The sequence below is a fragment of the Delftia sp. PX-1 genome, assembly GCF_055797465.1.
In genome coordinates, this window is the sequence record NZ_CP184763.1 from 3,218,223 (window position 1) to 3,244,149 (window position 25,927).

A 25,927-nucleotide genomic window follows, 5' to 3' on the forward strand; every position below is an offset into this window, starting at 1 on the left:
TGTTATGGAGTTCCGCATTCATCGGCGCTCTCCGTTGAAAAGTAGGCAGGACGGCAACTTGGAGTTCCATTCCAATGGCGGTATTGCAAATATTTGTCATTGAAGGGTGAATTTTTGGGATTGGTGATTTTTAAAGTTCAATACCAGTGATACCTTGATAGTTCAAATCTATATATCACTGGGAGTTCTATGATAAATCACGCCCTCATGGCTGCCTTGATGGCCGGTGCAGCAATCTCGGCCTGCCCCCCCGCCAGCGCGCAAGTGACGCGTTACTTCGGGGAGATGAGAACCTCCTACTCGGATTTCCAGGATCGCACGGCTTGTCCCCTGGGGCCTCACGGCTCATGCCAGGATTATCCGAGGACCGCCCGCCTGGCCGGCTGGTTTGAAACGGCCGCACCCTTGCAGCCCGACCTGGACGAGAGCGAAATAAGGGCGCTGGTCACTTCCTATAGTTTCTCGGACGGATTGAACACCTACAGCAGTGCCGATCCGGATGTGCGCGCATTCATATTCAGGGTTTCCACGGACAGTGGGTCCAATATCGTGAGAAACAGAATCCACCTTCAACGCTGGCTGACGGGAAACAATCCGCACCGCTCCATCAATGGCGTTGGCCCGGGTGGATCTCCCAATGATGTGGATATGCTGAGCCGGTTTGAAATGGCCACGGAACAGGTGGCGGCGGTGAACAACGCGATGTGCGCTTCCCTGTTCTCGGAAACATCCCAGCAGGTCAGCCATTCGGGTGAGAGCGACACCTGTCTGGGGACCTATGAGATGCCCGACAACGGCGTGTCCGTTGCGTGGACCGGGGCGCCCGTGCAAAACCAGAACGTCATGTCCTGGCACAGGGAGGCCGTGCATCCTGCCCTGTCGTTGACCCACAGCATCTCGCCCGCAGGCCAGGTGCAGGCGGGGCAGGAGGTGCGCTACATCATCACCGTCAGGAATACGGGGACCGTGGCCGCCACCCAGGCGCAGATTGCCGACAGCCTGCCTGCCGGCCTGGAGCGCGCCACTGGACCTGTACGCCCGGCGCCAGCACGCCATGTCCCGTGGCGTCAGGCTCCGGATCGCTGGCAGTCACGGTGCCCGTGTTCGCGGCAGGAGACTCGCTGGTGTTCACCGTGATGGCCAGCGTGTCCAACCCGGCGCCCGCAACCATTACCAATGTGGCCACCGTGGATGCCGGGGACCCGTCGGTGCAGTGCATGCAAGCAGGGCAGGTCGTGGGAACGGTGCCGTGCATGGCTTCCGCGTCCATCAATACGGTGGCGGCTTTCCCCGGCGGTGGCCAGGTGACCCCCGTGCCGACGCTGCAGCACACAGCCCTTGCGGTCCTGAGCCTGCTGGCCGCAGCCATCGGATGGATGGGGCTGGGGCGGCGCCAGCGGGTCGGCGCGGGCCGCTGACGCGGCCACAGGGGCGCTGGCGCAGCTAGGTCGCGCTGGCGTCCTGCGCGGCGGCGCCCATTTTCTGGCGCGTGTCCTCGTCGAGCAGGCTGCGCACCTGGGCGAACAGAGGATCGGCGCCCGTGTACTTCCTGCCGTAGCCCAGGTTGAAGCCGTAGTCGAAATCCTGCGGATTGATCCCCTGGTTGTGCTGCAGGATGGTCTCCAGCTTGTCCAGGGCCTTGACGGCGCGGGCCTCGGGGGTGGCGGCGTCTTCGTACTCCTGCCACAGGGCCATGATGGCGTCGCGGTGCCCGGGCTGCAGCGAGCGGGTCAGGTGCAGCAGGTCGGCCTTTTCCTGCGCGCTCTTGTCGGGGTGCTGGTTCTTTTCCACGGCGGGGATGTCGCCGTGGATGGCCTCGCCCAGGTCGTGGATCACGCACAGCTTGAGCAGCTTGAGCATGTCCAGCTGTGCGAACTGGTCCTCGAAGGCGATGGCCATCAGGCACAGGCGCCAGCTGTGCTCGGCCGTGCTTTCGGTGCGGCCGGTGGAGGTGTGGGCGCTGCGCAGCACGCTCTTGAGCTTTTCCGCCTCGCGCAGGAAGTCCAGGCGGCCCTTGATGTTGTTGATATCCATGGCGGATATTCTCGTCGGCTTTCACCAGGGCCGCGCGCGTCCGGGCTCAGTCGATCAGCCGCCCCTGCGTATCCCAGAACGGGTGCGGGCCGTCAAACTGGCCGCTGGCCACGGCATGGCTGACCAGTCGGCCGCCAGGCGGCAGGGCGTGCAGCATGAAGCCGGGCGGCTCCAGCGTCCAGGCCGATGCCGCATCGGGCGCCAGGTCCAGGCATACCTGGTGGGCGGGCGCAGGCGAGGTCATGGCCACCGTGCCGCCAAAGGCGACCTGGATGCTGCGGTGCAGGTGGCCGCAGATGACGCGCTGCACGTTGGGGTGGCGGCGCACCAGGTCTTCCAGCGCCTGGGCACCCTGCAGCAGGCCGATCTTGTCCATGTGGCCTATCAGGGTCTCGAAGGGCGGGTGGTGCATGGCGATGACCACGGGGCGGCCTTCGCTGGCGGCCAGTTGCAGCTCCAGCCATTGCAGGCGCTCCTCACACAGCGCGCCCTCGCTGTGGCCGGGCACCACGGTGTCCAGCGCGATCAGCCGCAGCGCGCCAATGTCCACGGCGTACTGGATGAAGCCTTCGCTGCGCAGCCAGGGATGCTCGGGAAAGGCGGTGCGCAGCGCGTCGCGGTCATCGTGGTTGCCGGGCAGCAGGTAGATGGGAAGCGTGCCCAGCGGCGCCAGCAGGCTGCGCAGGTGGGCGTATTCGGCAGGCCGGCCGAAGTCGGTCAGGTCGCCGGTGATCACCAGGGCGTGCGGCTGCTGGGGCAGGGCCAGCACGCTTTGCACCGTGCGCTCCAGGTATTGGGCGGTATCGATGCGGCGGTAGGTCAGGCGGCCGGGTTCGCGGATGTGCAGGTCGGTGAGCTGGGCCAGGAAGGTGGTCATGGAGGGGCGCAGGGTTTCAGGCGTGGGCATGGTTGGGCATCCATTGGTGGGGGGCGATGCGCAAGGCCACGCGGTCGCCCGATTGCGCGGCGTGGTCGCGGGCCACGTCGGCCATCAGCGGCGTGTGGCCCGCCAGCTCCAGCGTGAGCTGCAGGCGGTCGCCCAGGAAGACTCGGCGCGCCACCGATGCGGGCACGGCGCCCGGCGTGCCGGCGGCGCAGACCTCGATGTCTTCAGGGCGCAGCAGCAGCCGGGCCGCGCCCGTGCATTCGGCCGGGCAGGCCAGTTCCATGCCGGCCAGCGCCAGCCGGTTGCTGCGCGCATCGTCTTCGCTGCGTTCGACCTGGTTCACGCGCCCCAGGAAGGTGGCGACAAAGGGATGGGCCGGTCGGCGGTACAGGCTCTCACCGTCGCCCACCTGCAGGATGCGGCCTGCCTGCATGACGGCCATGCGGTCGGCAATGGCCATGGCCTCCTGCTGGTCGTGCGTGACGTGGACGGCGGTGATGCGCAGCTGGCGCAGCAGCTGCGCGAGTTCGTCACGCAGGGTTTCCTTGAGCTTGGCGTCCAGCGCGGTCAGCGGCTCGTCCAGCAGCAGCACGCGCGGGCGCGATGCCACGGCGCGGGCCAGGGCCACGCGCTGGCGCTGGCCGCCGGACAGTTCGGCCGGGCGCTTGTGCTCCAGGCCGTTCAGGCGCACCAGGTCCACCAGTTCGCCCACCACGCGGCGCTGCTCCTGCTCGGACACGCCGCGTATGCGCAGGCCGTAGGCTATGTTGGCCTGCACGCTCATCTGCGGGAACAGCGCGTAGTGCTGGAACACCATGCCCACCTGGCGCTTTTCTATGGGCACGCGGGTGACGTCGGTGTCGCCGAAGGCGATGCGGCTGCCCGCATCCGGCGTCTCCAGCCCCGCGATGATGCGCAGCAGCGTGGTCTTGCCGCAGCCCGAGGGTCCGAGCAGGGCCAGCACCTCGCCGGGCTCCACGCGCAGGTCGGTGGCCTGCAGGCCGCGCGTTCCGTCGGCATAGGTCTTGGCGCACTGCCGGATGTCGATGGCGACGCTGTTACTTTCCATAATGCTTCTCGATGAAATGCCCCAGCGCCTGCAGCAGCCACATCACGGGCAGGATGACGATGAGGAAGATGAGGGTGTAGGCCGAGCCCACCTCGATGCGCATGGACGCATAGCTGTCGGCCAGGCCCACGGGCAGGGTGCGCGTCAGCGGCGTGTGCAGCATCCAGGTCAGGTTGAACTCGCCCATGGACAGGGTGAACACCATCAGGCAGGCGGCCACGATGGCGGGCAGCACGGCAGGCACCAGCACGCCCAGGAAGCGCTGCGCGAACGAGGCGCCCAGGCTGCGCGCAGCCTCCTCCAGCGCCACCAGCTCCTGGCGGCGCAGCGCCGAGCCCACCATGCGCACCATGAAGGGCAGGGTGAACACCACATGGCCCACCAGGATGAAGGCAAAGCTCTGGCGGAAGGCGGCCACGCTGCCATAGGCCAGCAGCAGGGCCAGGGCGCTGGCCAGGCCCGGAATGGCCACGGGCAGGGTCAGCAGCTCCTCGAAATGCCGGGCCCAGGACGAGCGGCTGCGCGCCAGCGCATAGGCGCAGGGCACGCCCAGCACCAAGGTCATGGCCACGCAGGCGCAGGCCAGCAGCAGCGACATCAGCACGGTATTGCCGTAGCCGGCCCAGACCTCGGCCAGCCAGCGCGTGGTCAATCCGCTGGACAGGCCCTGGCCGTAGTTCTGCACCAGCCCGGCCAGCACGGACAGCAGCATGGGCGCCAGCATGAACAGGGTGACGGTGGCGGTCACCAGCCACATCAGCGGCGGCATTTTTGGCCGCCGGGCCGCCCCAAGGCAAAAAGCGGCCCCTTCGGGGGGCAGCGGACCTTGCGCTGCAAGGGCAGCGTGGGGGCCATTTTCTTGTGTGGTCCGCATGGTCAGACTCCTGTGGCGGCGGGACCCGCCCAGCGCCGCGACAGCCACAGCACCAGCCAGGTGATCAGCCCCAGGCTGATCGACAGGCTGGCGGCCAGGGCGAAGTTGGCGTAGTTGGTGAACTCGTTGTAGATGGTGATGGGCAGCACCTCGAACTTGCTCGACAGGGTGAAGGCCGTGCCGAAGGCGCCGACCGACGTGGCGAACACGATGGCGCCGCAGGCCAGCGTGGTGGGCAGCAGCTGCGGCCACCACACATCGCGCGCCACGCGCCAGCCGTTGCCGCCCAGCGAGCGCGCGGCCTCCTCCAGGTGCGGGTCCAGCGCCTCGGCCGCTGCCGTGTAGGAGGCAATGGCGCGCGGCAGCGAGAAGTACAGGTAGCCCAGGAACAGGCCCAGCAGCCCGTAGGCGAAGGTGATCCGCTCACCGCCCAGGGCCACCGACAGGTCGGCCAGCGCGCCCTGGCGCCCGCCCAGCAGGATGATGAAAAAGCCGATGATCACGCCCGGAAACGACAGCGGCAGCGTCAGCAGCGACAGCAGCAGGCCGCGCCCCGTGAAGCGGTGGCGCGCCAGCGCAATGCCCATCACCGCGCCGATCAGCAGCGTGGCCACGGTCACGGCCAGCGACAGGGCCAGCGTCTGCAGCAGGCTTTGCAGGTACAGCGCGTCGGTCAGGGTGGCGAAATAGGTGCGCCAGCCTTCACGCGCCGGCAGCGCCAGCAGCAGGCCGGCCGGCAGCAGCCAGAACGCCGCGAAGAAGGCCACGGCCGGCGCGCTGCAGGCCAGCAGCAGCGCGCGGGCGCGCCAGTCGCCTGGCGCTTGGGAGGGAATGCCCACGATGCAGTCCGCCCGGCTCAACGCACTTCACGCAGGTAGCGCGTGGAGAAGCCCTTTTGCACATCGGCCATCTTCTGGTAGTCCACCGAGGTGGCGCGTGCGTACTCGCTGGCGGGCAGGAAATGGCCGGCCACCTCCTTGGGCAGGGCCACGTCGCGCACGGGGCGCAGGTAGGCGTTGGCCCAGATGGACTGGCCCTTGTCGGACAGCACATAGTCCAGCACCTTCTTGCCGTTGTCCGTGTGCGGCGCCTTGTTCACCAGGCTCATCACATAGGGCATGACCACGGTGCCTTCCTTGGGGATCACGAAGTCCACGTCGGCCTTGTCCTTGTAGCGGGCGCGGTAGGCGTTGAAGTCGTAGTCCAGCAGGATGCCGATCTCGCCCGACAGCAGGCGCGCATACGAGGTCTGCTTGGGCACGATGGGCTCGTTCTTCTGCAGCTTTTTGAAGTAGTCGATGGCGGGCTGGAAGTTGTCCAGCGTGCCGCCCATGGCCTGGTTCACGGCCACGGCGCCCACATAGCCCACGAAGGCCGAGGCCGGGTCCAGGTAGCCGACCAGGCCCTTGTATTCGGGCTTGAGCAGGTCTGCCCAGGACTGCGGCACGGGCTTGCCGCCCAGCGCCGCCTTGTTGACCATGAAGCCCAGCGTGCCCGAGTGGATGGTCACCCACTCGCCCTTGGGGTCCTTGAGGCCGGCGGGAATCTGGTCCCAGTGCGCGGGCTTGTAGGCGGCGACCACGCCGTCTTTCTGCGCCTGGATGGCGAAGGTCACGCCCAGGTAGGTCACATCGGCCACGGGGCTGGCCTTCTCGGCCACCAGCTGGGCCAGCGACTGGCCGGAGTTCTTGTTGTCGGGCGGCACGGTGATGCCGGTATCGGCCTTGATGGCCTTGATCTGCGTGCCCCAGTCGGCCCATTCGGGCGGGCAGTTGTAGCAGATGGCGCTCTGGGCCAGCGCCGTGCCGCAGACGGCGGTGGTGGCGGCCAGCAGGGCAAGGCGCTTGAAGGAGAGCTTGAAGGGGAGGGCAGTCAGTTTCATGGTGCGTACTCGAAGAGGTGGGGGAGCGTGGGGAAGGGAAGGGCGCGGCCTTGGCTTGCGCGGGCCGCTGTTGTTGGTTTCAGAGCCGGCAGGACTCGCCGCTGCGCCAGCCATGCGGCAGGCACAGGCTGTCCTGCGCGGCCAGGGTTTTCTTGCCCGCCAGCGCATCGCACAGCAGGCGCACGCAGGCCGAGCCGATGTCGTGGTTGGGTTGGGAAATCGAGGCCAGCGAAGGCGTGAGATCGCCGGCCATGGCAATCCCGTCAAAGCCGACCACGCTCAGGTCCGCAGGCACGGAGAACCCGGCCAGCGATGCCGCGCGGATGGTGCGTATCGCCAGCAGATCGTTGCTGCAGACAATGGCCGTGGGCGGGGCCTGCTCGCTCAGGTGCTGCTGCAGCATCTGCACGGCGGTGGCGGCAAAGGGCACCTCCCAGACCGGCAGCGGCGACAGGCCTGCGGCCTGCATGCCCAGCGCATAGCCACGGCAGCGCTGCTGGGCGCGGTCGGACGCGCGCAACTGGCCCGTGACCATGCCGATGCGGCTGTGGCCTGCCGCAGCCAGGCGCAGCACCAGCTCCCTGACGGCGCCCGTGTTGTCCACGCCCACGCAGGCATGCTCATGGGTGTGGTGATAGGCCAGCACATAGGGCTTGCCGGCCTGGCGCACACGCGCCAGCGCCGCCGAATCGCCAGGGTTGGAGACCACCAGCACCAGCGCATCCACCCCGCTGGCCAGCAGCCGCGTGGTGGCCGCGTCTTCACCGGCGTGGTCGTATTCGGTGGTGCAAGGCGAAATCGCATAGCCGCGCAGCGCCGCCTGTGAGGCAATGCCCTGCAGGCACTCGGCAAACACCGGATTGGTGAGCGTGGGCAGCACCACGCCCAGCACCTTGCTGCTGCGCGTGCGCAGCGTGCGGGCGCTGGCATTGGCCACATAGCCCACTTCCTGCGCCACGCGCAGCACCGTGCTGCGCGTTTGCGCATTGACCACCTCCGGCGAATTGAAAACCCGCGAAACAGTGGCGACGGACAGGCCCGCGCGGCGTGCAACCTCGGTGATGCTCATGGATGTAAACGATTTCTTGAAAACGTTTACATTGCACCCGCTGCGCGTGACAGGGAGGTGACGAAGGTTTGAGGCTTTTGTGGCAGTTCAGGCGCTGCCCGGGTAGTCTCTGACGACCTCCATGAACGCCGCCAGGAGGGCAGAGGTATCGTCCCGGCGGTGGACGCAGCTCAACTCGATGTCCTTGAGAAAGCGGGAGCGCAGCGGGCGGAAGACGACGCCCGGCAATCTCAGCATGGTTCCCGATTCGGGCGTGATGCACAGCCCCAGGCCTGCGCTGACCAGGGCGATGCAAGTGGTGACGTCCTCCACCTCCTGCATGACCTCGATCTGCACTTTTTCGCGGCGAAACGCTGCCATCACCTCCTGCGCCAGTCCCGCCAGCGGCGTGTTCGGGTACAGGATCATGGGTTGGCGCTCCAGGTCGCGAATGGAAATCCCGGCGCGTGTGCTGAGCGGATGGCCTTCATGCATGCCCACGTACATGGGCTCGCGCAGCACCAGGCGCACGGCCAGGTCGGGCTCGGTCGGGGGCAGCCGGTGAAAGCCCACCTGGATCCGGTGTTCCCGCAAGGCCTGGATCTGCTCGCCCTTGGTCAGGTTGTGAAGCCGGATGCGGACCTCGGGCCGCTGCGTGTGAAAGCTCCCGATCAGGCGAGGGATGACGTTCAGCACCCCCGAGCCGAAGATGCCGATGTCCAGATCACCCAGCAGCCCCTTTCCTGCCCGAAGCGCACGTTCGCGGGCCAGCCGGGCCAGTTCCAGGATGTTCGGAACATCGCGCAAAAGGGAGTGCGCAGCCTCGGTCAGCTCTATGCCCCGGGATTTGCGCACGAACAGTTCCACACCGAGGTCCTCCTCCATCTGGCGCATCTGCCGCGACAGGGGCGGCTGCGCCATGTGCAGCCGCTCGGCCGCACGGCTGACGCTTTGCTCCTGTGCCAGGGCGAGGAAGTAACGCATATGCCGCAGATCCATGGCCATTCCCTTTTTTGGAGATACCTGAATGGTATGGCCGATCGCTGATTCGGTATTGGACAGTATGGGGAGGGCACTCGAGAATGGTTTGCACAACCCCTGCCATCGCAGCCACGACGCATTCAGGAGGAGACAGGCCATGCATTCACTCATCACGCGGATCGCGCGGATCATCGGCGTCTGGGCCTGCGCGCTGGTGCCGCTGTGCGGCGCGGCGCAGGCCTTTCCGGACAGGCCTGTCACCCTGGTCCTGGCCTACTCCGCAGGGAGCATCTCCGACGTTCTCGCACGCAGCGTGGCCCAGCAGTTGAGCGCCCGGTGGAAGCAGCCGGTGCTGGTCGACAACCGGCCCGGGGGCAACCAGATCATCGCGGCCAGCCTCGTGGCCAAGGCCGCCGCCGATGGCTACACCCTGCTGCTGTGCGATGACGGCGTCTTCACGCTCAACCCGCATCTGTTCCGCAAGCTGCCCTATTCGCTGGAGGACTTCGCGCCGGTCGCGGATCTTGCGCAGTTGCAGATGGTGCTGTCCAGCGCGAGGCAGGTGCCCGCTGCCAGCATCGCTGAACTGGTGGCCCTGGCCAGGGCCAGGCCGGGCACGCTGAACTATGGCTCGTTCGGCACGGGGAACATCGTCCACCTGGCCATGGATGCGTTTTCCCGGATGGCTGCCATCGAGTTGGTGCACGTGCCCTACAAGGGCTATCCCGACGCCATCCGTGATGTTCTGGCCAACCAGGTCCAACTGGTGCTGGGCGGCATTGGCGGGCCGGCGCTTCAGTATTTGAAAAGCGGTGCCATGAGGCCGCTGGCCGTCACGGGTCCATCGCGCAGCCCCTTGCTGCCGGATGTGCCCACCCTGGCCGAAGCAGGCTTTGCGCGGCTCGACCCGCAAGTCAATTTCATCCTCATGGCGCCTGCGGGCACGCCGCCAGCCGTGGTGCGCAAAATCAATGCAGCCGCCGCTGTCATCGTCCGGCAGGAGATTGCGGCCACGGTGCTTGCGCCCAACGGCATGAGACCGCTGGGCGCAAGCCCGGACGCCCTGGCGGCCTCGCTCAGGCAGGGCAGGGCCGCATATGCCGAACTCGTGAAATCGTCTGGCGTCAGGCTGGACTAGAAAATGGAGAAAGTTGCCATGATCATCGAAAAGCAGAGCGACGTGACGGCCGCCGTGCTGGAGCAATTGCAGCAGTCAAGCGATCCCCGCTTCAAGGAGATCATGACCGCCGCAGTCACCCATCTGCACGGCTTCATACGGGACGCCCGCCTGTCGGAGGCGGAGTTCCACCAGGCCTGCGCCCTCATCGCCCGGCTGGGGCAACTGACCACGGCCTCGCACAACGAGGTGGTGCTCATTGCCGGCTCGCTGGGCGTCTCCGCCCTGGTCTGCCTGCTCAACAACGGGGACAACGGCCAGACGGAAACCACGGCCAACCTGATGGGCCCGTTCTGGCGCATGGATTCTCCGCCCACGGAAAACGGCGGCTCCATCGTCCGCTCTCCCACGCCGGGCATGCCCGTGTTCGTGAACGCCTGGGTGTGCGACCGGCAGGGTCGGCCCGTGCCGGATGCCGAAGTCGATGTATGGCATGCGTCGTCCGAGGGCTTCTATGAGAACCAGGACCCGGAGCAGGCCGACATGAACCTGCGCGGCAAGTTCAGGACCGATGCCGCAGGGTGCATCACCTTTCGCACCATCAAGCCCGTGGGCTATCCCATTCCCTTGAGCGGCCCGGTGGGCGCCCTGCTGCGCGCGCAGGGCCGGCACAACATGCGCCCGGCCCACATCCACTTCATGATCTACAAGCCCGGCTTCAAGACGCAGTTTGCCCAGGTGTATTCCAGTGACGATCCGCACCTGGAGACTGATGTGCAGTTCGGCGTGACGCGGGCGCTGATCGGACAGTACGTTCTTCACTCGGGCGAGACCCCTCCGGCAGACGACGTGCATGGCGCCTGGTACACGCTGGACCACCATTTCGTGATCGAGCCAGGGGAGGCTCGGCTGCCCAAGCCCCCGATCACCGGCAAGGCCGGCGGGGAGCGCCCGACGCTCACCGTGCTGGAGCGCTGTACAGACACTCACTGAGGAAAGCCCGGAAATGATCGATGCCACCGAACGCCAGGACGCGGCCCATGCGCTGCTGCAGGCAGAACAGAGCCGCCAGCCCATCGCCCAGGTCAGCCGGACCTGGCCGGCCATGGAGATAGCCGATGCCTACGCCGTGCAGCAACTGTGGGCGCAGGCCAAGGTCAAGGCTGGCGCGCGCATCGTGGGCCACAAGATCGGCCTGACCTCGCGCGCCATGCAGATGGCTTCCGGCATGAATGAGCCGGACTACGGCGTGCTGCTGGATCACATGGTCCATGCGGATGGCGCCCGGATATGCGCTTCGCAATTCCACCGGCCCCGCCTGGAGGTGGAGCTTGCCTTTGTCCTGGGCAAGTCCTTGGGCGGCACCCGGCCGGGCGGCAGGCCGGTGACGGTCTATGACGTGCTGGACGCCACGGCCTATGTGACGCCTGCGCTTGAGATCATCGACTACCGTACCGAGGTGCCGCGCAGCATCTGCGACACCATCGCGGACAACGCCGCAGCCGCCGCCATGGTCACGGGAGGGCGCATCGTGCGCCCCATGGACATCGATCTGCGCTGGGTGGCCGCCACCCTGTCCAAGAACGGCGTGATTGAGGAGTCAGGTGTCTCGGCTGCCGTCATGGGCCATCCCGCCCTGGGCATCGTCTGGCTGGCCAACAAGCTCGCGGGCCATGGCATCGCGCTGGAGGCCGGACACATCCTCCTGGCGGGCTCCTTCACTCGGCCCACGGCTGTCACGGCCGGTGACACCATCCATGCGGACTTTGGACCGCTGGGCTCCATCGGGGTGTCGTTCACGGAATAGGAAATGCCTGCCGTCCGGCCTTCACGGGACCGATGGATCCAGCTCCGATGCCAGCAACTGCTGCTGCCGGTGCAACCATTCCAGAAAGCTGGAAAGCCGGGCACTGAAGAGTGTTTTGGGCATACACGGTGCCCTGGCCTGGATCAGGAAGAAATCGATGGACTCTGCCAATTCCGGGTGGCGCTCTGAAAAACATCCGGCGAACTCCTCCAGCGTGCGCGGCCAGAAACCCCCTGAGCAGGGGCGCAGCACATTGGTGGCCCGGATCAGCTTGCGTGCGGCTTCGCGTTGCAGGCGCAGGGCCTCCATGTCGTCCCGGGTTCCGGCAATGCGCTGCAGGTAGTCGTTCAGCACCTGCACGTAGTCACCATTGACGGCTTGTGCAATCGCCCTGGACGGCTCGAACGCCTCAAACTGCTGCGCCAGGTCTTCTCCATGGATGCAGCGGCACTCATGCTTGAGCCAGTAGCCCCAGCTGTAGAGATGGGCCGGGTCCAGCACCTCTTGCCGAGTGCCCAGGTCGAAATCGATCTTCACGACTTCTGTGTGACGTAGTTGCAGGTCCTGGCGCAGCTGCTCCAGCCGGGCGCTCTCCTGTCCACTAAGGCAGCGCACCAGGACCACCGTCAGGTCCAGGTCCGAGAAGCCCGCCCTTGCGCAGCCGCGCGCCACGCTGCCATACAGGTAGAGGCTGTCCAGCGCCTCGCCGAGGGCGCTGGCGATGGCTGCGCGCGCATCTGCCACCAAATCCACAAATTCCGGCTGGATGGGGGCTCTGACAAAGACTTCGAGAGTGCCAGCGGAGCCGAGGTTGTTCATTGGTCTTGCAGTAGTGGAACGGGAGGCACGGCTCTGAGCCAGTCTCCTGCGAACAAGCCTGGAGCCTACAGGCCCCCTTCAGGGTCAGGCATAGGATTTGTAGCGATTGGAAACCGCATGCATCCCAGCGTGCGGGCGTCCATCATAAAAACACAACTCCAAGCCTCCTATGTCTTCATTCGATACCCAACTGCTGCTCATCGCGCTGGCCAGCGTGCTGGTCCTGGTCGCGCTGATCGTCTCGCGCATTCGTCTTCATCCCCTGCTGGCGCTGCTGGTGGTTTCCATCGGCGTGGGCTTTGCCACCGGCATGGCGCCGGGCGAGATCGTCAAGAACCTCACCAACGGGGCCGGCAAGACGCTGGGCGCGGTGGGCGTGGTGATTGCCCTGGGCGCCATGCTGGGCAAGATCCTGGCGGACTCCGGCACCACCGAGCGGCTGGCCAGTGCCATCCTGCAGCGCACGTCCGAGCGCATGATTCCCTGGGCCATGACCCTGGTGGCCTTCGTGATCGGCATTCCCATGTTCTTCGAGGTGGGGCTGGTGGTCATGCTGCCGCTGATCTTCAGCGTGGCGCGCAAGCTGGAAAGCAATGAGCGCTTCAAGGGATCGGCCTATGTCTATGTGGGCGTGCCCGTGATCGCCGCGCTGGCCGCCATGCACGGCATGGTGCCGCCGCACCCGGGCCCGCTCACTGCCATTGCCACGCTGCACACCACGGTCGGCCCGACCATGCTGTACGGCTTTCTGGCCGTGATTCCCGCCATGGTGCTGGGCGGCCCGCTGTACGGCGCCTTCATCACGCCGCGCATGAGTACGCGCCCCGATGCAGCCCTGCTGGAGCAGTTCACATCAGGCAAGAAGGAAGGCGGGGAGGGCAGTGCGCCCAGCATCGGCATGGGCGTGCTGTGCGCCTTGCTGCCCGCGCTGCTGATGCTGGTGCATGCGCTGGCCGAGGTGCTTCTGCCCAAGGATTCGGGCCTGCTGCATGCGGCGGCCTTCCTGGGCAATCCGCTGGTGGCCATGCTGCTGGGCGTGGTGTTTGCCTCCATCACCCTGGGCTATCTGCGCGGCGCCGATGCAGAGAAGCTGCGCGACGCGCTGGGCCAGAGCCTCAAGCCCATCGCCGGCATCATGCTCATCATTGCGGGCGGCGGTGCCTTCCAGCAGATCCTGACCAGCGCCAAGGTGGGCGATGCCATCGTCCACATGACCCAGCAGTTCGCCCTGCCTCCGCTGGTGCTGGGCTGGATGATCGCCATGCTGCTGTCGGTGTCCACCGGCTCGGCCACCGTGGGCATCGTGGGCGCGGCGGGCCTGCTGGCGCCGCTGGCGGCCTCCGATCCTTCGCTGAACGTGCCGCTGCTGGCGCTGGCCATCGGCTGCGGTTCGCTGTTCTTCAACTATGCCAACCACGCGGGCTTCTGGATGGTGAAGGAGTCCTTCGGCATGAGCATGGGCGAGGCCACCAAGACCATTACCGTGGTGCAGTCCATCGTGTCCTTTGTGGGCCTGCTGATGGTGCTGCTGTTCAACCTGCTGCCCAAGCTGGGATAGGTGAAAGGCATGAGGCGGGCCGACGGCGGCCGCTTCGATGCCGCGGCAACCACCAAGAGAGGGCACTTCTTCCGGTTCGACTGCGAGTTGCCCCAGTCGCGGCAGGGAAAATGCCGCCCCGTACAGGTGCGGTACCCGGCGCCGCTTCAACGCGGGTCCGGCAATTGACCTATACTGCTGGAGGTGCTGTCCTTGTTGTTCGCCTCCTCAGTGCCCGTCTGACATTCTTGCAGTCCCCGGACTGCCGTTGGCCGCCCACTGTGACGAAGTCCGCAACTGTCACTCCCATCGGCGAGCACCACGCGGGTCCAACACCCTTCCCCGGGCCCGCACTCTCCCTGCCACCTGCAGGGGCCTCTTTCCCTTTTTTCCGATGATCCGCTGCCTGTGTGCGGCGGTCATCCTGCGCTGGCCCAAGGCCGCAGCATGGTGCTGCACCGGCAACTTGCGGCGACGCACCCCTTTCAACATGTACTCACAGGAGTCCCATTGGCTAAAGAAGAACTGATCGAAATGCAAGGCCGGGTAGACGAAGTGCTGCCTGATTCCCGCTTCCGCGTAACGCTGGAAAACGGCCACCAGCTCATCGCCTATACCGGCGGAAAAATGCGCAAGCACCGCATCCGCGTGCTGGCCGGCGACAAGGTCACGCTCGAGATGTCGCCCTATGACCTGAACAAGGGCCGTCTCACGTTCCGTCATATTGAGCAACGCTCCGGCGGCGCCCCGGGCCAGCGCCCACCCCAGCGCCGCTGAGGTCTGCCAGCCCGCTCTTGCCTCGGAGCGGGCATGGGGGGTGCACAGAAAGGACCCGGCTTTGCGCTTGGTCCCATGGCCGGCAGCCCCGCCAGCCCGGCCGCCCGGGCGGCATCGGCCGGGACAGGCGAGTTCCCCGGCTTACTTGGACATTCCGTCCTTGCCCATGGAGTCCTTCTTCATTGCGTCCTTGGACATGCCATCCTTGTGCATGCCGTCCTTGTGCATGGAGTCCTTCTTCATTCCATCCTTGGACATGGAATCCTTCTTCATCCCGTCCTTGGACATGGAGTCCTTCTTCATCCCATCCTTGGACATGGAATCCTTGGTCATTGCGCCCTTGGACATGCCGTCCTTGGACATCTCATCCGCAGCGAATGCCGAGGTGGCGCCGGCCAGGGCGAGGCAGGCGGCGAGCACGGTGGTGGTGAACTTGGTCATTTGAGTCTTCCTTTGGATTAGCGGTTTGCAGGTTGCACAATCGGCCGGCCTTGCATGGCCCGGCCTCGCACCTTCGTTGGCGGCACAGCGGCTTGTGAGGCCCCTCAGCTGCCTCCGAACCAGTTGTAGCCCTGGTCTTCCCAGTAGCCGCCGGAGTAGGTGTTGGTGACGAAGATGGCCTGGACGTGCTTCGGGTTCTTGTAGCCCAGCTTGGTGGGCATGCGAAGCTTCATCGGGAAGCCATATTTGGGCGGCAGGGGCTGCCCGTCGTAAGTCAATGCCATCAGCGTCTGCGGATGCAGGGCCGTGGCCATGTCGATGCTGGTGAAGTAGTCGTCCACGCACTTGAAGCCGACGTACTTGGCGCTGGTGTCGGCGCCTATATGGCGCAGGAAATCGGCGAAACGCACGCCGCCCCAGCGGCCTATGGCGCTCCAGCCCTCCACGCAGATATGGCGCGTGATCTGTTCTTCCTGCGGCATGGCGCGCAGCTCGGCCAGGCTCCAGGCATGGCGGTCGGCGACCATGCCGGTCACTTCCAGGCGCCAGCTGGCCTCGTCCACCTCGCGCACCTCGTCCTCGCCGTAGTAGGCATTGAAGGGGAAGGGGCGCGTGATCTCGGCTGCTGAATAGGTGGGCGCCAGCCGCGTGGGGCTGAACAGCAGGCCCTGCACGCGGTCGTTGAAGCGCGATACCTGATTGAGCGCGGCCTCGACGTGGCTGTCATCGCTGATGCTGCAGCCCGTGAGCAGGGACAGGCCGCCCAGCGTCAGCGAGCGCTGCAAGAAGGCGCGGCGTGCGGGCTGGTCCAGCTTGCGGGCGATCAGCGAGCGTGCCTCGTGCACCACGGCCGCGCCATCGACGCCGGGCAGGGAAGGGGCTTTGAAGATTTTCATGGTGTCTTGGGCGCACGGCCGTGGATCATGGTCAGGAAGGTCCGGGGCACCAGGGCGACCATTGCCAGGTGCACCACCACAAAGGCGACCAGCGCAGCCATGCCGAAGAAGTGCACGCGCCTTGCGGACTCATAGCCGCCCAGCAGCTCGCGCAGCAGCGGGAACTGCACCGACTTCCACAGCACCAGGCCCGACAGCACGATCACCACCAGGTCCAGCACCACGAACAGGTAGGCCAGCTTTTGCACATGGTTGTAGCGGGCCGGGTCGGCATGCGAGAGCCGGCCCTTGAGGGCGGACACCAGGTCCTGCCGCACGCCCTGCACCGTGATGGGAAAGAACTTGCGCAGCCACCGGCCGCTGGCGATGTTGAGCAGCAGGTACAGCAGTCCGTTGAACACCAGCAGCCACATGGCCGCGAAATGCCATTGCAGCGCCCCGCCCAGCCAGCCGCCCAGCGTGATCGAGCCCGGAAAGCTGAAATCAAAGAACGGCGCCGCGTTGTAGATGCGCCAGCCGCTGGTCACCAGGATGACCACGGCCAGCGCATTGAGCCAATGCGTGAGGCGCAGCCACAGCGGGTGGATGCGCTGGCCATCCTTGGGCTGTGCCGGTTGGGGGGTGATGAGGGCGGTGTTCATGGGTCCCATTGTTGGAGGGACCCTGTAGCGGATGTATCACGCAAACTTCAATTAATCGTGATAACTCCCAAGGCCGGCTCAGCCCGCCTGGGCGCACCCGGCCAGATAGTCCACCAGCGTGCGCGCCGCAGGCGATAGCCGGCTGCCGTCCCTGAAGCAGATGGCGAACTGCCGCCGCGCCCAGGCATCGGTGAGCGGCACCATGTTCACGCCTTGCACACCTTGCCCGCCCTGACCGGAGCCCGCCATGCCCAGGATCTCCCTGGGCATGATGGCCACGCCCAGGCCGGCGCGCACGCAGCGGATCGTGGCGTCGAAGGAGCTGACCACGGCGCGGTAATTGAGGGGCCGGCCGATGATGGCCGCCGCCCGCGCCAGCATGGTGTAGACGGCCGTGGAGGCGGGCAGGCCCACATGCTCGCAATCCAGCGTTTCGCTGAAGCTGCAGCTGTCGCGCAAGGCCAGCGGGTGGCCGGCCGGCACGGCCACGGCCAGGGTGTCGCAGCGGTAGGGCAGGGTCTGCAGGCCCTCCAGATCGGCCGCGTTCCAGCACACGCCCACCAGGGCCAGGCCTTCGCGGATGGATCGGATGATTTCGCTGCTGGTCAGCTCCTCGATGTCCACGCGGATCTGCGCGTGCTCGGGCTTTTGCAGAAAGGCCGCAATGTCATCGGGCAGCGACTCGGCAATCGACGAGACCGAGGCCAGTATCCGCACCTGTCCCTTCACGCCATGCTGGTAGGCCGCCATGTCGCGGGCCGCGCGGTCGGCGCTGGCCAGCATGGCGCGTGCATGCTCCAGCAGCATCAGCCCGGCTGCCGTGGGCACCACGCCCCGGCGGTGGCGCTCCAGCAGCGGGGCCTGCACCTGCTCTTCCAGCAGCGCCATGCGCTTGCTGATGGCCGATGAGCCGATGTGCTGCTGCTCGCCCGCGCGGGCGATATTGCCCAGGTCGCAGGCCGCGACAAAGAGCCGCAGGGTGGTCAGGTCCAGGTCTTTCATGGTGGTTATGGATTTCCATTCGGGAAACTCTGAGGCGAAAAATTATCGCTTCTGCACGCTGGTTGGAATGTCTAAAGTGCCATTCAAGACAAACCACCCCACGCGAACCTTCCCATGCCAGAACCCATCCGTGCCCCGCAGTCCGCCGTCATCCGCGAGGTCGGCCTGCGCGATGGCCTGCAAAGCATCCAGACCGTGCTGTCCACCGAGCGCAAGAAGGAATGGATACGCGACGCCTACGCTGCCGGCCAGCGCGAGATCGAAGTCGGCTCCTTTGTCCCCGCACGCCTGCTGCCGCAACTGGCCGACACGGGCGAGCTGGTGGCCTATGCCCGAACGCTGCCGGGCCTGTTCGTCTCCGTGCTGGTGCCCAATCTGCGCGGAGCCGAAAGCGCCCTTGCCAGCGGGGCCGACCTGATGCTGGTGCCGCTGTCGGCCAGCCATGCCCACAGCCTGGCCAACCTGCGCAAGACGCCCGATGAGGTCGTGGCCGAGGTGGCCCGCATGCGTGCCGCACGCGATGCCGCAGGTTCGACGATGCTGATCGAGGGCGGCATTGGCACGGCCTTCGGGTGCACGCTGCAGGGCAGGGTGGAGCCGGCCGAGGTGCTGCGCTGCATGCAGGCCCTGCTGGACGCGGGGGCCGACCGCGTCAGCATGGCCGACACCGTGGGCCATGGCGGGCCGGGCCAGGTGCAATCGCTGTTCGAGCAGGCGCGGCGCATTGCGGGCGAACGCTTTTGGTGCGGCCACTTCCACGACACGCGTGGCCTGGCGCTGGCCAATGTGCATGCCGCACTGCAAACCGGCGTCACGCGCTTCGACGCCACGCTGGCCGGCATCGGCGGCTGCCCCCATGCGCCCGGCGCCAGCGGCAATGCCTCCACCGAAGACCTGGCCTTCATGCTGGACACCATGGACATCGACACGGGCCTGGACATCGAGGCCCTGCTGCGCCTGCGCGCCAAGGTGGCCGCCTGGCTGGATGGCGAAAGCCTGCATGGCGCACTGTGGCGCGCGGGCCTGCCGCGCAGCGTCACCGCCGACGCAGCCACCGCCGCTGCATGAACCCCTTACCTTCCCACGAGCACACCTGTATGGCCACCGAACCCCTGCTGCCGCTGTCCGGCATCCGCGTCATCGAATTCACCCACATGGTCATGGGCCCCACCTGCGGCATGATCCTGGCCGACCTGGGCGCCGAAGTCATCAAGGTCGAGCCGCCGGGCGGCGACAAAACGCGCACGCTGCCCGGCCTGGGCATCGGCTTTTTCCGCAGCTTCAACCGCAACAAGAAAAGCGTGGTGCTGGACATCACCACCGAAGCGGGCCGCGCCACCGCTGCCGAGCTGGCCGCTGGCAGCGATGTGGTACTGGAGAACTTCCGCCCCGGCCTCATGCAGTCCCTGGGCCTGGACTACGCCACGCTGTCGCAGCGCGCGCCCGGTCTCATCTACGTCAGCCACAAGGGCTTTCTGCCCGGCCCCTACGAGAAGCGCCTGGCGCTGGACGAGGTGGTGCAGATGATGGGCGGCCTGTCGTACATGACCGGCCCTGTGGGCCGGCCGCTGCGCGCGGGCACCAGCGTCAACGACATCATGGGCGGCATGTTCGGCGCCATCGGCGTGCTCGCGGCCCTGCGCGAGCGTGAGCGCACCGGGCGCGGCCAGGAGGTGCAAAGCGCGCTTTTCGAGAACTGCGTCTTCCTGTCCTCCCAGCACATGCAGCAGTACCTGATGACGGGAGAGGCACCGCCGCCCATGCCCTCGCGCGTGTCGGCCTGGAGCGTCTACGACGTGTTCACCCTGGCCGGTGGCGAGCAACTGTTCATCGGCGCCGTCAGCGACAAGCAGTTCGCCACCCTGTGCCGCGTGCTGGACCGCGCCGACCTGCTGCAGCGCCCCGAATACGCCGACAACGCCGCCCGCGTGGCCGTGCGCCCCCAACTGCTGGCCGAGCTGGGCGCCATCCTGGCCGGCCATGAATCGGCCCGGCTTGCGCCGCAGCTGGAGGCCGCAGGCATTCCCTACGCGCCCATCACGCGGCCCGAGCAACTGGTGGACGACCCGCACCTGCGCCAAAGCGGCGGCCTGGCTTCCATGCAGACCGAAGACGGCGGCCAGACCGACGTGGTGCTGCTGCCCCTGCTCATGAACGGCCACCGTCCCGGCGTGCGCATGCCGCTGGCCGGGATTGGCGAGCACACCGAAGAAATCCTCGGAGCCCTTGCATCACGGACCTGACAGCCATCCCCGGGCGCCGAAGGCCGCAGAAAAACCACCCCGGCGCGCATGAGACAACACAAAAAGGAGACAACCCCATGCACTCGTCCCATCCCTTCCGCCGCCGCACCCTGCTGGCCCTGGCCGGCGCATCGCTGGGGGCCGCTGCCCTGGGCGTGCGCGCCCAAAATGGCACGCCGCTGCGCGTCATCCTGCCCGTGGGGGCAGGCTCGGGCGCCGACACCATCGTGCGCTCGGCCCAGACTGCGCTGGTGCGCTCGCTGGGCGGCCAGCCCGTGGTCATGGAGAACCTGCCGGGCGCGGGCGGCATCACGGGAACGCAGGCCCTGGTCAAGGCGCCGGCCGATGGCAACACCATCGCCTTCATCTCCAACAACCACGCCGTCAACCCCAGCGTCTTCAAGAAGCTGCCCTACGACAGCCTGGCCGACATCACGCCGCTGTCCATCGTCGGCGGTTCGCCCTTCGTGCTGGTCGTCCACCCCAAGGTGGCGGCGCGCAATGCGCGCGAACTGCAGGCGCTCATGAAGGCGCGGCCCGGCGACCTCAACTACGCCTCGTCCGGCAACGGCACCATCTTCCACCTCGCGGCCGAAGTCTTTCTGGACGCGGCCGGCACCACGGCACGCCACATTCCCTACAAGGGCGTGGGCCAGATGGTGGTGGACCTGCTCAGCGGGCAGGTGGACTTCGGCGTGATCGCCGTGGGCACGGCGCAGGCGCACCTCAAATCCGGCGCGCTGCGTGCCATCGGCATCATGGGCCGCGAGCGCGTGGCATCGCTGCCCGATGTGCCCACCGTGGCCGAGCAGGGCTTTCCCGGCGTGGACATCGCCGGCTGGGTGGCCGCCATCGGCCCCAAGGGCATGCCGCCCGCCCAGGTGCGGCGCCTGCACGACGGCATCGCCTCTGCCTTTGCCGACCCCGAGGTCAAGGCCGGCTTTGCACGGCGCGACGAATACACCGTGCTCAACAGCCCCGAGGCGGCAGCCCAGTTCCTGCGCTCCGAGCAGGAGCGCTTTGCGCGCCTGGTCAAGAAGGCCAATGTCACGCTGGAGTAAGTCCGGATGGCCCTGATCTGGTCGGCTGTATCCCTGCGGGCGAAGTTTCTGAACGCGCTGCTGCCTTGCGCGCAAGGCCCCACGGCCGCGCAGGCAGTCTTCAGATGGGCGTGAAAAGGTCCGGGTGGTACCGCTTTGCCGACATGCCCGAGGCATGGTCGATTCATGGGCATCGTTGACATGTACTGGCAGGGTGGATATCTTTGATATATCCAAAGGAGTTGAATATGCCGACCCGCACAAACGCCAACCAGATTGCCTTCCGCTACCGCGCAGTGGACAGCGCCACCGGCGTCACGCGAGAAACCGCCAAGCGCCTGGCCGAGCATCTTGGTGTTGATGAAACGCAGGCGATACACCGTGCGCTGCATGAGCTTGCCGTACGCATGCTGCCGCAGTACGAGGCGGATGACGGCCCCTTGACGGCAGCCCAGGTCAGGCAAATCAAGAAAAAAGTGCCGCAAGGAGAGCAACGCTCGGTGAAGTCGAGCTTGTTCGACTTGGAGACGCTGTGACCGCGCCTTGGTGGGATGAGCCCACGGCGGGCGACATCGTCTGGTGCTATTTCCCGCAAGACATCATTTCCGGGCCCAAGCCTCGGCCCGCGCTGATCCTGGTGGTCTTCGATGACGATGCTCCGCAGTTCACGGTGCGAGTCGCCTACGGCACCAGCCAGCGCACTACCACGCTGTACAAGGGCGAGTTCGCCATCCTGCGCGAGCGCAATCCCGTGGCCTATGCGGCTGCCGGGTTGAGCTATGACACGAAATTCAATCTCAAGCAGGCCCTGGATCTGCCGTATACGGCAGAGTGGTTTGCAGTGCCGCCTGCAGCTCCCCATGGACAGACGCCCAAGTTGGGAGTCCTGCATCCTTCCCTTGTGCGCGCGGTGCAGGCCGCTTATCAGGCAGTGTCCAAATAAGCAGGGTCCTGCCACGGCCGCCGGGCCTGTCCTGTGTCGCAGGTGCCTTGCCCGATGGGAATCAACAAGCTGATGGTGGACAACGGCAAGGAGTTCACGTACGCCTTGTCCGCAGGCAATGTAAGCCGGGTGCAGCCATCAGACGATGTTGCAGAACCCACGTCCACTTCTCCCAATTTCCCCCCAGATTGGTCGCAAGAATTCCTGTGCAACTCCAGGAAAAGACCATGATTGATTTCTCGCAAACCAACGCTTCACGCATTCGCCCGGCACTGGTGCTGGCTGTGGCGGCCTTCGCGGCGGCCTGCAGCCATGCGCAGGGCCACGGGGGGCACGGCAATCCGCCGTCGCCGCCGCCCGAGGCCTATACCGCCTGCCAGGGCAAGGCCGAAGGTGACAGCGTGACGCTGACCATGCCCGATGGCAAGACGCTGGCCGGCACCTGCCGCAGCCTGAACGGGCAGCTGGTGGCCATGCCAGCCGGCGGACCCGGCGCAGGCGGGCCGCCGCCCCATCCGCAGCAGTGATCGCGTGGCCCGGCGGGCCACGCCGCCGGGCTGTCTGCAACCCCACGGGCCTGCGCACAGGCCCTCATGAAAAGCCATCCCCATGAACCATTCTCACGATGCCCATGATCTTGCTCACGACCTGGGCCTTCAGCACGATCTGCAAGTCATGGCGCGCCGCCTGTTCGACCGGCGCCGCATGCTGGGCCTGATGGCCTCTGGCGGCGCCGCGGCGCTTCTGTCCGCCTGTGGCGGCGGTGGTGATTCCAGTGATTCGACAGGAACTGGCACGGGCACCGGAACCGGGGCAGGAACGGGCACCGACACGGGTACGGGCACAGGTACGGGCACGGGGACTGGAACCACGACCGGCACCTGCATGGTCGATCCCACGGAAACCGAGGGCCCTTATCCCGCCGACGGCTCCAACGGCTCGCGCGGCAGCCTGATCAACGTGCTGTCGCAAAGCGGCGTGGTGCGCAGCGACCTGCGCAGCAGCTTTGGCGGCATGAGCGGCACGGCTGCAGGCCTGCCGCTGACGCTCAGGATCACCCTGGTCAACGTCAGCACCAACTGCAGCCCGCTGGAAGGCTATGCCATCTACCTGTGGCACTGCACCCGCGAGGGCGAGTATTCGCTGTACTCCACCGACCTGCTCAACCAGAACTTCCTGCGCGGCGTACAGGCGACGGACAGCAATGGCGAATGCACCTTTGTGACCATCTTCCCGGGCTGCTATGACGGGCGTTGGCCGCACATGCACTTCGAGGTGTTCCGCAGCCTCAACACGGCCGGCAGCTACACCAACAAGCTGCTGACCTCGCAGATGGCCATGCCCAAGGACGTGGCCAGCGCCGTCTATGCCGGTGTCAGCGGCTACAGCGCCAGCGTCTCCAACCTGTCGCGGGTCAGCGTGACATCGGACAATGTCTTCGGCGACAACACCAGCGAGCAGATCGCCTGGCAGACGCCCACCTTCACCGGAGACACCACCAATGGCCACACCGCCACGATATCCATCGGCATTGCCGTCTGACGCAGCAACTGAATGAGCCTCCGCCTCCCGCGACTGAAGCTGCAGCACAAGGCCTTCTTCGCCCTGGCCGTGCTGCTGGTGGCCCTGCTGCTGGTGTTTCTCGGCTTCTCGCGCCTGGGCCTGCAACGGGGCCTGGGCCCGTACATGGCCGAGGTGGAGCTGACCGGCATGGACGGGCTGGCCGAGCGGCTGGTCCAGCACCATGAGCAAAACGGCGGCTGGGATGCGGCGCGCGCCAACCCCGGTTTCTGGCGCGACATGGTGCGCCCGGGCGCAGGCATGGGCCGGGGCTTTCCTGCGGGTGAGCCCGGGCCACGGCCCCCCATGCACATGTCCATGCCCATGCCGGAGCCGAGGCCTGGTTTTGAGGGAAGCCACGGTCCGGGGCCAGGTCCGGAGTTTCCACCGCCACCTGGGCCGGAAGGCGGAGAGCCTGCCGATCGCTCAGATCGCTCCGACCGTACAGACCGCCCAGGCCCGCCGCCGGACCGCCCCTTCGGCGGCCCGTGGGCGCGCGTGGGCCTGCTGGATGCCCAGGGCCAACTCATCTCCGGCATGGCGCCGCAGCCAGGCGCGGCGCACCGCGTTCTGCGCGCCGTCAACGGGCAGGCCATTGGCGAGATCGTGCTGTCCCCCGTGCAGACCGGGCAGGGCATGCAGCGCGACCTGGACCGCGCTTTCCTCGCGCAGCAGATGGGTTTTGTGGCCTGGACCGGGCTGGCCGGCCTGCTGCTGGCGCTGCTGCTGTCGGCCTGGCTCACGCGGCGCTGGCTGGAGCCGCTGACCGCCTTCGTCGACGGCCTGCGCGGCATTGCGGCCGGGCGGCTGGACACGCGCGTGGCCATCAAGGGCGATGCGGAGCTGGCCCGCCTTGCGGAAACCTTCAACGACATGGCCGTGCAGCTGGCCACCATGGAGGCCTCGCGCCAGCGCTGGCTGGCCGACGTGGCGCATGAGCTGCGCACGCCCCTGTCCACCATGCGCGCCGAGGTCGAGGCCGTGCAGGACGGCGTGCTGCCCATGGACGACCGCATGGCGCTGCGCCTGCACCGGCAGATCATGCGGCTGATACGGCTGGTCAGCGACCTGCGCGTGAGCCTGGACGACCCGCAGGCCCTGCACGGCTCGGGCCATGTTCCCGTGCATGTGCTGACCCTGCTGGGCGAGGCGCTGGACGGCGCGCGGCCCGGCTTCGAGCAGGTCGGCATCGGCCTGGACCGCTCCACCGTGGACCAGCTGGCCGCGCGCATTCCGCCGCCGCTGGTGCAGGGCGATCCGCACCGGCTGCACCAGGTGTTTGCCAACCTGCTGGAAAACAGCCTTCGCTACACGGCTGCGGGCGGGCGGCTGCAGGTGTCTGCCGAAATCGTCCAGATGCAGGACCGCAGCATGCTGCAGCTGCGCTGGGACGACACGGCTCCCGGCGTGGCCAGCCAGCACCTGCCGCGCCTGTTCGACCGCCTCTATCGCGTGGACGCCTCCCGCGTGCGCGACGGCGACGGCCTGGGCGGCTCCGGCCTGGGGCTGGCCATCTGCCGCACCATCGTGCAGGCCCATGGCGGCAGCATTGAGGCGGCCGCCTCGCCGCTGGGCGGCCTGCGCATCACGCTGTGGCTGCCCTTGCTGGAAAATCCCGCGCCATGAAGCCTGCCCGCATCCTCCTGGTCGAAGACGAAACCGACATGGCCGCCATCGTCATCGACTACCTGCGCCATGCAGGCTACGAAGTCGAGCACATCCGCCACGGGCGCGAGGCGCTGGACCGCATGCTGCGCTCCCCGCCCGACCTCACCGTGCTGGACATCATGCTGCCGGGGCTGGACGGCCTGGACATCCTGCGCCAGTTCCGCCCCCACAGCGCCAGCCCCGTCATCCTGCTCACCGCGCGTGTCGAGGAAATGGACCGCCTGCTTGGCCTGGAGCTCGGTGCCGACGACTACATCTGCAAACCCTTCGCCCCGCGCGAAGTCGTGGCCCGCGTCAAGGCCGTGCTGCGCCGCAGTGCCGGCCCCGGCCCCGCGCAGCAACGCCTGACGCTGCTGCCCGAGCAGGGCCGCGCCATGCTCAACGGCAGCGTGCTGCCGCTGACCAAGCGCGAGCTGACCTTGCTGCAGGCCCTGATGCGCCAGCCCGGCCGCCTGTACTCCCGCGCGCAGCTGCTGGAGCTGGCCTGCGCCGACACGCTGGACGTGAACGAACGCGCCATCGACAGCCACATCAAGAACCTGCGCAAGAAACTCAAGGCGGCGGACGACCGCCATGAGTGGATTCGCTCCGTGTACGGCGTGGGCTTTGCGTTCGAGCCCGATGGCGGGTCCGACACGCGGGTGCAGTGAAGGCCAGGCGAG

Annotated in this window: 29 protein-coding genes; 16 read left to right on the forward strand and 13 right to left on the reverse strand. The window is 66.9% G+C overall.

Annotation, left to right across the window (positions count from 1 at the left end; all coding sequences use genetic code 11):
* The first annotated feature begins 207 nt into the window (after positions 1-207).
* Together ACN20X_RS14860 and ACN20X_RS14865 are read left to right on the forward strand one after the other, a co-directional pair.
* On the forward strand, positions 208-1,137 hold the full coding sequence (locus ACN20X_RS14860; protein ID WP_473209525.1) for a DUF11 domain-containing protein: 930 nt from the start codon (positions 208-210) through the stop codon (positions 1,135-1,137).
* Positions 1,125-1,418: an IPTL-CTERM sorting domain-containing protein gene (locus tag ACN20X_RS14865; protein ID WP_473209526.1), complete on the forward strand. Its 294-nt coding sequence runs from the start codon at positions 1,125-1,127 to the stop codon at positions 1,416-1,418. Before ACN20X_RS14860 ends, ACN20X_RS14865 begins: the two co-directional genes overlap by 13 nt.
* A gap of 25 nt (positions 1,419-1,443) precedes the next feature.
* On the opposite strand, the gene ACN20X_RS14870 is transcribed toward ACN20X_RS14865, so the two are convergent.
* From ACN20X_RS14870 to ACN20X_RS14905, 8 genes are all read right to left on the reverse strand, one after another.
* Positions 1,444-2,034, reverse strand: coding sequence for an HD domain-containing protein (locus ACN20X_RS14870; protein ID WP_016448132.1), 591 nt, complete (start codon positions 2,032-2,034; stop codon positions 1,444-1,446).
* A gap of 46 nt (positions 2,035-2,080) precedes the next feature.
* The gene (locus tag ACN20X_RS14875; RefSeq protein ID WP_312840640.1) at positions 2,081-2,941 is read right to left on the reverse strand and encodes a phosphodiesterase; all 861 of its coding nucleotides are present in this window, start codon (positions 2,939-2,941) and stop codon (positions 2,081-2,083) included.
* Positions 2,928-3,989 carry an ABC transporter ATP-binding protein gene (locus tag ACN20X_RS14880; protein WP_016448130.1) on the reverse strand — a complete coding sequence of 354 codons (1,062 nt, stop codon included), beginning with the start codon at positions 3,987-3,989 and terminating at the stop codon, positions 2,928-2,930. Before ACN20X_RS14880 ends, ACN20X_RS14875 begins: the two co-directional genes overlap by 14 nt.
* Entirely contained in the window at positions 3,979-4,746 is a 768-nt protein-coding gene (locus ACN20X_RS14885; RefSeq protein ID WP_473210814.1) for an ABC transporter permease, read from the reverse strand. Before ACN20X_RS14885 ends, ACN20X_RS14880 begins: the two co-directional genes overlap by 11 nt.
* 119 nt (positions 4,747-4,865) lie before the next feature.
* On the reverse strand, positions 4,866-5,723 hold the full coding sequence (locus ACN20X_RS14890; protein WP_319072920.1) for an ABC transporter permease: 858 nt from the start codon (positions 5,721-5,723) through the stop codon (positions 4,866-4,868).
* Positions 5,720-6,745 (reverse strand): ABC transporter substrate-binding protein, encoded by a 1,026-nt coding sequence (locus tag ACN20X_RS14895; protein WP_252651580.1) that lies wholly within the window; start codon positions 6,743-6,745, stop codon positions 5,720-5,722. Before ACN20X_RS14895 ends, ACN20X_RS14890 begins: the two co-directional genes overlap by 4 nt.
* 79 nt (positions 6,746-6,824) lie before the next feature.
* On the reverse strand, positions 6,825-7,814 hold the full coding sequence (locus tag ACN20X_RS14900) for a LacI family DNA-binding transcriptional regulator (RefSeq protein WP_473209527.1): 990 nt from the start codon (positions 7,812-7,814) through the stop codon (positions 6,825-6,827).
* 87 nt (positions 7,815-7,901) lie between these two features.
* The gene (locus tag ACN20X_RS14905; protein ID WP_473210815.1) at positions 7,902-8,792 is read right to left on the reverse strand and encodes a LysR family transcriptional regulator; all 891 of its coding nucleotides are present in this window, start codon (positions 8,790-8,792) and stop codon (positions 7,902-7,904) included.
* A 139-nt stretch (positions 8,793-8,931) separates the two neighbouring features.
* Here ACN20X_RS14905 and ACN20X_RS14910 point away from each other — a divergent pair, with 139 nt between their 5' ends.
* From ACN20X_RS14910 to hpaH, 3 genes are read left to right on the forward strand one after another with little or no spacing between them, the layout of a single operon-like run.
* Positions 8,932-9,912: a Bug family tripartite tricarboxylate transporter substrate binding protein gene (locus ACN20X_RS14910; RefSeq protein WP_016448124.1), complete on the forward strand. Its 981-nt coding sequence runs from the start codon at positions 8,932-8,934 to the stop codon at positions 9,910-9,912.
* A gap of 18 nt (positions 9,913-9,930) precedes the next feature.
* Positions 9,931-10,884 carry a dioxygenase family protein gene (locus ACN20X_RS14915; RefSeq protein WP_016448123.1) on the forward strand — a complete coding sequence of 318 codons (954 nt, stop codon included), beginning with the start codon at positions 9,931-9,933 and terminating at the stop codon, positions 10,882-10,884.
* A 13-nt stretch (positions 10,885-10,897) separates the two neighbouring features.
* The gene (gene hpaH / locus ACN20X_RS14920; RefSeq protein WP_012204968.1) at positions 10,898-11,698 is read left to right on the forward strand and encodes a 2-oxo-hept-4-ene-1,7-dioate hydratase; all 801 of its coding nucleotides are present in this window, start codon (positions 10,898-10,900) and stop codon (positions 11,696-11,698) included.
* Positions 11,699-11,719: 21 nt separating this feature from the next.
* Here the strand turns inward: hpaH and ACN20X_RS14925 are convergent, their stop codons facing one another.
* Positions 11,720-12,451, reverse strand: coding sequence for a nucleotidyltransferase domain-containing protein (locus ACN20X_RS14925; protein ID WP_232357002.1), 732 nt, complete (start codon positions 12,449-12,451; stop codon positions 11,720-11,722).
* Between the two features lie 235 nt (positions 12,452-12,686).
* Between ACN20X_RS14925 and ACN20X_RS14930 the strand changes: the two genes are divergently transcribed.
* Both ACN20X_RS14930 and infA read left to right on the forward strand, forming a co-directional pair.
* Positions 12,687-14,075 (forward strand): GntP family permease, encoded by a 1,389-nt coding sequence (locus ACN20X_RS14930; protein ID WP_016453662.1) that lies wholly within the window; start codon positions 12,687-12,689, stop codon positions 14,073-14,075.
* Between the two features lie 489 nt (positions 14,076-14,564).
* Positions 14,565-14,831: a translation initiation factor IF-1 gene (infA, locus tag ACN20X_RS14935; protein ID WP_016448120.1), complete on the forward strand. Its 267-nt coding sequence runs from the start codon at positions 14,565-14,567 to the stop codon at positions 14,829-14,831.
* Positions 14,832-14,972: 141 nt separating this feature from the next.
* On the opposite strand, the gene ACN20X_RS14940 is transcribed toward infA, so the two are convergent.
* The 4 genes from ACN20X_RS14940 to ACN20X_RS14955 form a co-directional block, all read right to left on the reverse strand.
* The gene (locus ACN20X_RS14940; RefSeq protein WP_016448119.1) at positions 14,973-15,272 is read right to left on the reverse strand and encodes a pentapeptide MXKDX repeat protein; all 300 of its coding nucleotides are present in this window, start codon (positions 15,270-15,272) and stop codon (positions 14,973-14,975) included.
* A 104-nt stretch (positions 15,273-15,376) separates the two neighbouring features.
* Positions 15,377-16,168 (reverse strand): molybdopterin-dependent oxidoreductase, encoded by a 792-nt coding sequence (locus tag ACN20X_RS14945; protein ID WP_473209528.1) that lies wholly within the window; start codon positions 16,166-16,168, stop codon positions 15,377-15,379.
* Positions 16,165-16,818, reverse strand: a complete 654-nt coding sequence (locus ACN20X_RS14950) for a cytochrome b/b6 domain-containing protein (RefSeq protein ID WP_370690609.1) — start codon at positions 16,816-16,818, stop codon at positions 16,165-16,167. The genes ACN20X_RS14945 and ACN20X_RS14950 overlap by 4 nt, the downstream gene beginning before the upstream one ends.
* A gap of 69 nt (positions 16,819-16,887) precedes the next feature.
* Positions 16,888-17,811 (reverse strand): LysR family transcriptional regulator, encoded by a 924-nt coding sequence (locus tag ACN20X_RS14955; RefSeq protein WP_046983529.1) that lies wholly within the window; start codon positions 17,809-17,811, stop codon positions 16,888-16,890.
* Positions 17,812-17,925: 114 nt separating this feature from the next.
* Between ACN20X_RS14955 and ACN20X_RS14960 the strand changes: the two genes are divergently transcribed.
* The 9 genes from ACN20X_RS14960 to ACN20X_RS15000 all read left to right on the forward strand — a co-directional run bounded on the left by ACN20X_RS14960 (position 17,926) and on the right by ACN20X_RS15000 (position 25,915).
* Positions 17,926-18,879 (forward strand): hydroxymethylglutaryl-CoA lyase, encoded by a 954-nt coding sequence (locus ACN20X_RS14960; RefSeq protein WP_473209529.1) that lies wholly within the window; start codon positions 17,926-17,928, stop codon positions 18,877-18,879.
* Between the two features lie 29 nt (positions 18,880-18,908).
* Positions 18,909-20,054, forward strand: a complete 1,146-nt coding sequence (locus tag ACN20X_RS14965) for a CaiB/BaiF CoA transferase family protein (protein WP_332317136.1) — start codon at positions 18,909-18,911, stop codon at positions 20,052-20,054.
* A gap of 77 nt (positions 20,055-20,131) precedes the next feature.
* Entirely contained in the window at positions 20,132-21,115 is a 984-nt protein-coding gene (locus ACN20X_RS14970) for a tripartite tricarboxylate transporter substrate binding protein (RefSeq protein ID WP_016453659.1), read from the forward strand.
* Positions 21,116-21,342: 227 nt separating this feature from the next.
* On the forward strand, positions 21,343-21,630 hold the full coding sequence (locus ACN20X_RS14975; protein WP_016453658.1) for a hypothetical protein: 288 nt from the start codon (positions 21,343-21,345) through the stop codon (positions 21,628-21,630).
* The gene (locus tag ACN20X_RS14980) at positions 21,627-22,037 is read left to right on the forward strand and encodes a hypothetical protein (protein WP_016453657.1); all 411 of its coding nucleotides are present in this window, start codon (positions 21,627-21,629) and stop codon (positions 22,035-22,037) included. The genes ACN20X_RS14975 and ACN20X_RS14980 overlap by 4 nt, the downstream gene beginning before the upstream one ends.
* Before the next feature lie 227 nt (positions 22,038-22,264).
* Positions 22,265-22,564: a hypothetical protein gene (locus tag ACN20X_RS14985; RefSeq protein WP_016448111.1), complete on the forward strand. Its 300-nt coding sequence runs from the start codon at positions 22,265-22,267 to the stop codon at positions 22,562-22,564.
* An 82-nt stretch (positions 22,565-22,646) separates the two neighbouring features.
* Positions 22,647-23,579, forward strand: coding sequence for a dioxygenase family protein (locus ACN20X_RS14990; protein ID WP_034347923.1), 933 nt, complete (start codon positions 22,647-22,649; stop codon positions 23,577-23,579).
* Positions 23,580-23,591: 12 nt separating this feature from the next.
* A complete protein-coding gene (locus tag ACN20X_RS14995) occupies positions 23,592-25,223 on the forward strand; it encodes an ATP-binding protein (protein ID WP_473209530.1) in 1,632 nt (543 codons plus the stop codon).
* Positions 25,220-25,915 (forward strand): response regulator, encoded by a 696-nt coding sequence (locus tag ACN20X_RS15000; RefSeq protein ID WP_209669408.1) that lies wholly within the window; start codon positions 25,220-25,222, stop codon positions 25,913-25,915. Before ACN20X_RS14995 ends, ACN20X_RS15000 begins: the two co-directional genes overlap by 4 nt.
* Positions 25,916-25,927: the final 12 nt, after the last annotated feature.

Coding starts and splice junctions, on each gene's coding strand:
- ACN20X_RS14860 (WP_473209525.1), top strand. CDS start 208: ATGGCTGCCTTGATGGCCGGTGCAGCAATCTCGGCCTGCCCCCCCGCC.
- ACN20X_RS14870 (WP_016448132.1), bottom strand. CDS start 2,034: ATGGATATCAACAACATCAAGGGCCGCCTGGACTTCCTGCGCGAGGCG.
- ACN20X_RS14875 (WP_312840640.1), bottom strand. CDS start 2,941: ATGCCCACGCCTGAAACCCTGCGCCCCTCCATGACCACCTTCCTGGCC.
- ACN20X_RS14880 (WP_016448130.1), bottom strand. CDS start 3,989: ATGGAAAGTAACAGCGTCGCCATCGACATCCGGCAGTGCGCCAAGACC.
- ACN20X_RS14885 (WP_473210814.1), bottom strand. CDS start 4,746: ATGTGGCTGGTGACCGCCACCGTCACCCTGTTCATGCTGGCGCCCATG.
- ACN20X_RS14895 (WP_252651580.1), bottom strand. CDS start 6,745: ATGAAACTGACTGCCCTCCCCTTCAAGCTCTCCTTCAAGCGCCTTGCC.
- ACN20X_RS14900 (WP_473209527.1), bottom strand. CDS start 7,814: ATGAGCATCACCGAGGTTGCACGCCGCGCGGGCCTGTCCGTCGCCACT.
- ACN20X_RS14905 (WP_473210815.1), bottom strand. CDS start 8,792: ATGGATCTGCGGCATATGCGTTACTTCCTCGCCCTGGCACAGGAGCAA.
- ACN20X_RS14910 (WP_016448124.1), top strand. CDS start 8,932: ATGCATTCACTCATCACGCGGATCGCGCGGATCATCGGCGTCTGGGCC.
- ACN20X_RS14915 (WP_016448123.1), top strand. CDS start 9,931: ATGATCATCGAAAAGCAGAGCGACGTGACGGCCGCCGTGCTGGAGCAA.
- hpaH (WP_012204968.1), top strand. CDS start 10,898: ATGATCGATGCCACCGAACGCCAGGACGCGGCCCATGCGCTGCTGCAG.
- ACN20X_RS14930 (WP_016453662.1), top strand. CDS start 12,687: ATGTCTTCATTCGATACCCAACTGCTGCTCATCGCGCTGGCCAGCGTG.
- ACN20X_RS14940 (WP_016448119.1), bottom strand. CDS start 15,272: ATGACCAAGTTCACCACCACCGTGCTCGCCGCCTGCCTCGCCCTGGCC.
- ACN20X_RS14945 (WP_473209528.1), bottom strand. CDS start 16,168: ATGAAAATCTTCAAAGCCCCTTCCCTGCCCGGCGTCGATGGCGCGGCC.
- ACN20X_RS14950 (WP_370690609.1), bottom strand. CDS start 16,818: ATGGGACCCATGAACACCGCCCTCATCACCCCCCAACCGGCACAGCCC.
- ACN20X_RS14955 (WP_046983529.1), bottom strand. CDS start 17,811: ATGAAAGACCTGGACCTGACCACCCTGCGGCTCTTTGTCGCGGCCTGC.
- ACN20X_RS14960 (WP_473209529.1), top strand. CDS start 17,926: ATGCCAGAACCCATCCGTGCCCCGCAGTCCGCCGTCATCCGCGAGGTC.
- ACN20X_RS14965 (WP_332317136.1), top strand. CDS start 18,909: ATGGCCACCGAACCCCTGCTGCCGCTGTCCGGCATCCGCGTCATCGAA.
- ACN20X_RS14970 (WP_016453659.1), top strand. CDS start 20,132: ATGCACTCGTCCCATCCCTTCCGCCGCCGCACCCTGCTGGCCCTGGCC.
- ACN20X_RS14975 (WP_016453658.1), top strand. CDS start 21,343: ATGCCGACCCGCACAAACGCCAACCAGATTGCCTTCCGCTACCGCGCA.
- ACN20X_RS14985 (WP_016448111.1), top strand. CDS start 22,265: ATGATTGATTTCTCGCAAACCAACGCTTCACGCATTCGCCCGGCACTG.
- ACN20X_RS14990 (WP_034347923.1), top strand. CDS start 22,647: ATGAACCATTCTCACGATGCCCATGATCTTGCTCACGACCTGGGCCTT.
- ACN20X_RS14995 (WP_473209530.1), top strand. CDS start 23,592: ATGAGCCTCCGCCTCCCGCGACTGAAGCTGCAGCACAAGGCCTTCTTC.
- ACN20X_RS15000 (WP_209669408.1), top strand. CDS start 25,220: ATGAAGCCTGCCCGCATCCTCCTGGTCGAAGACGAAACCGACATGGCC.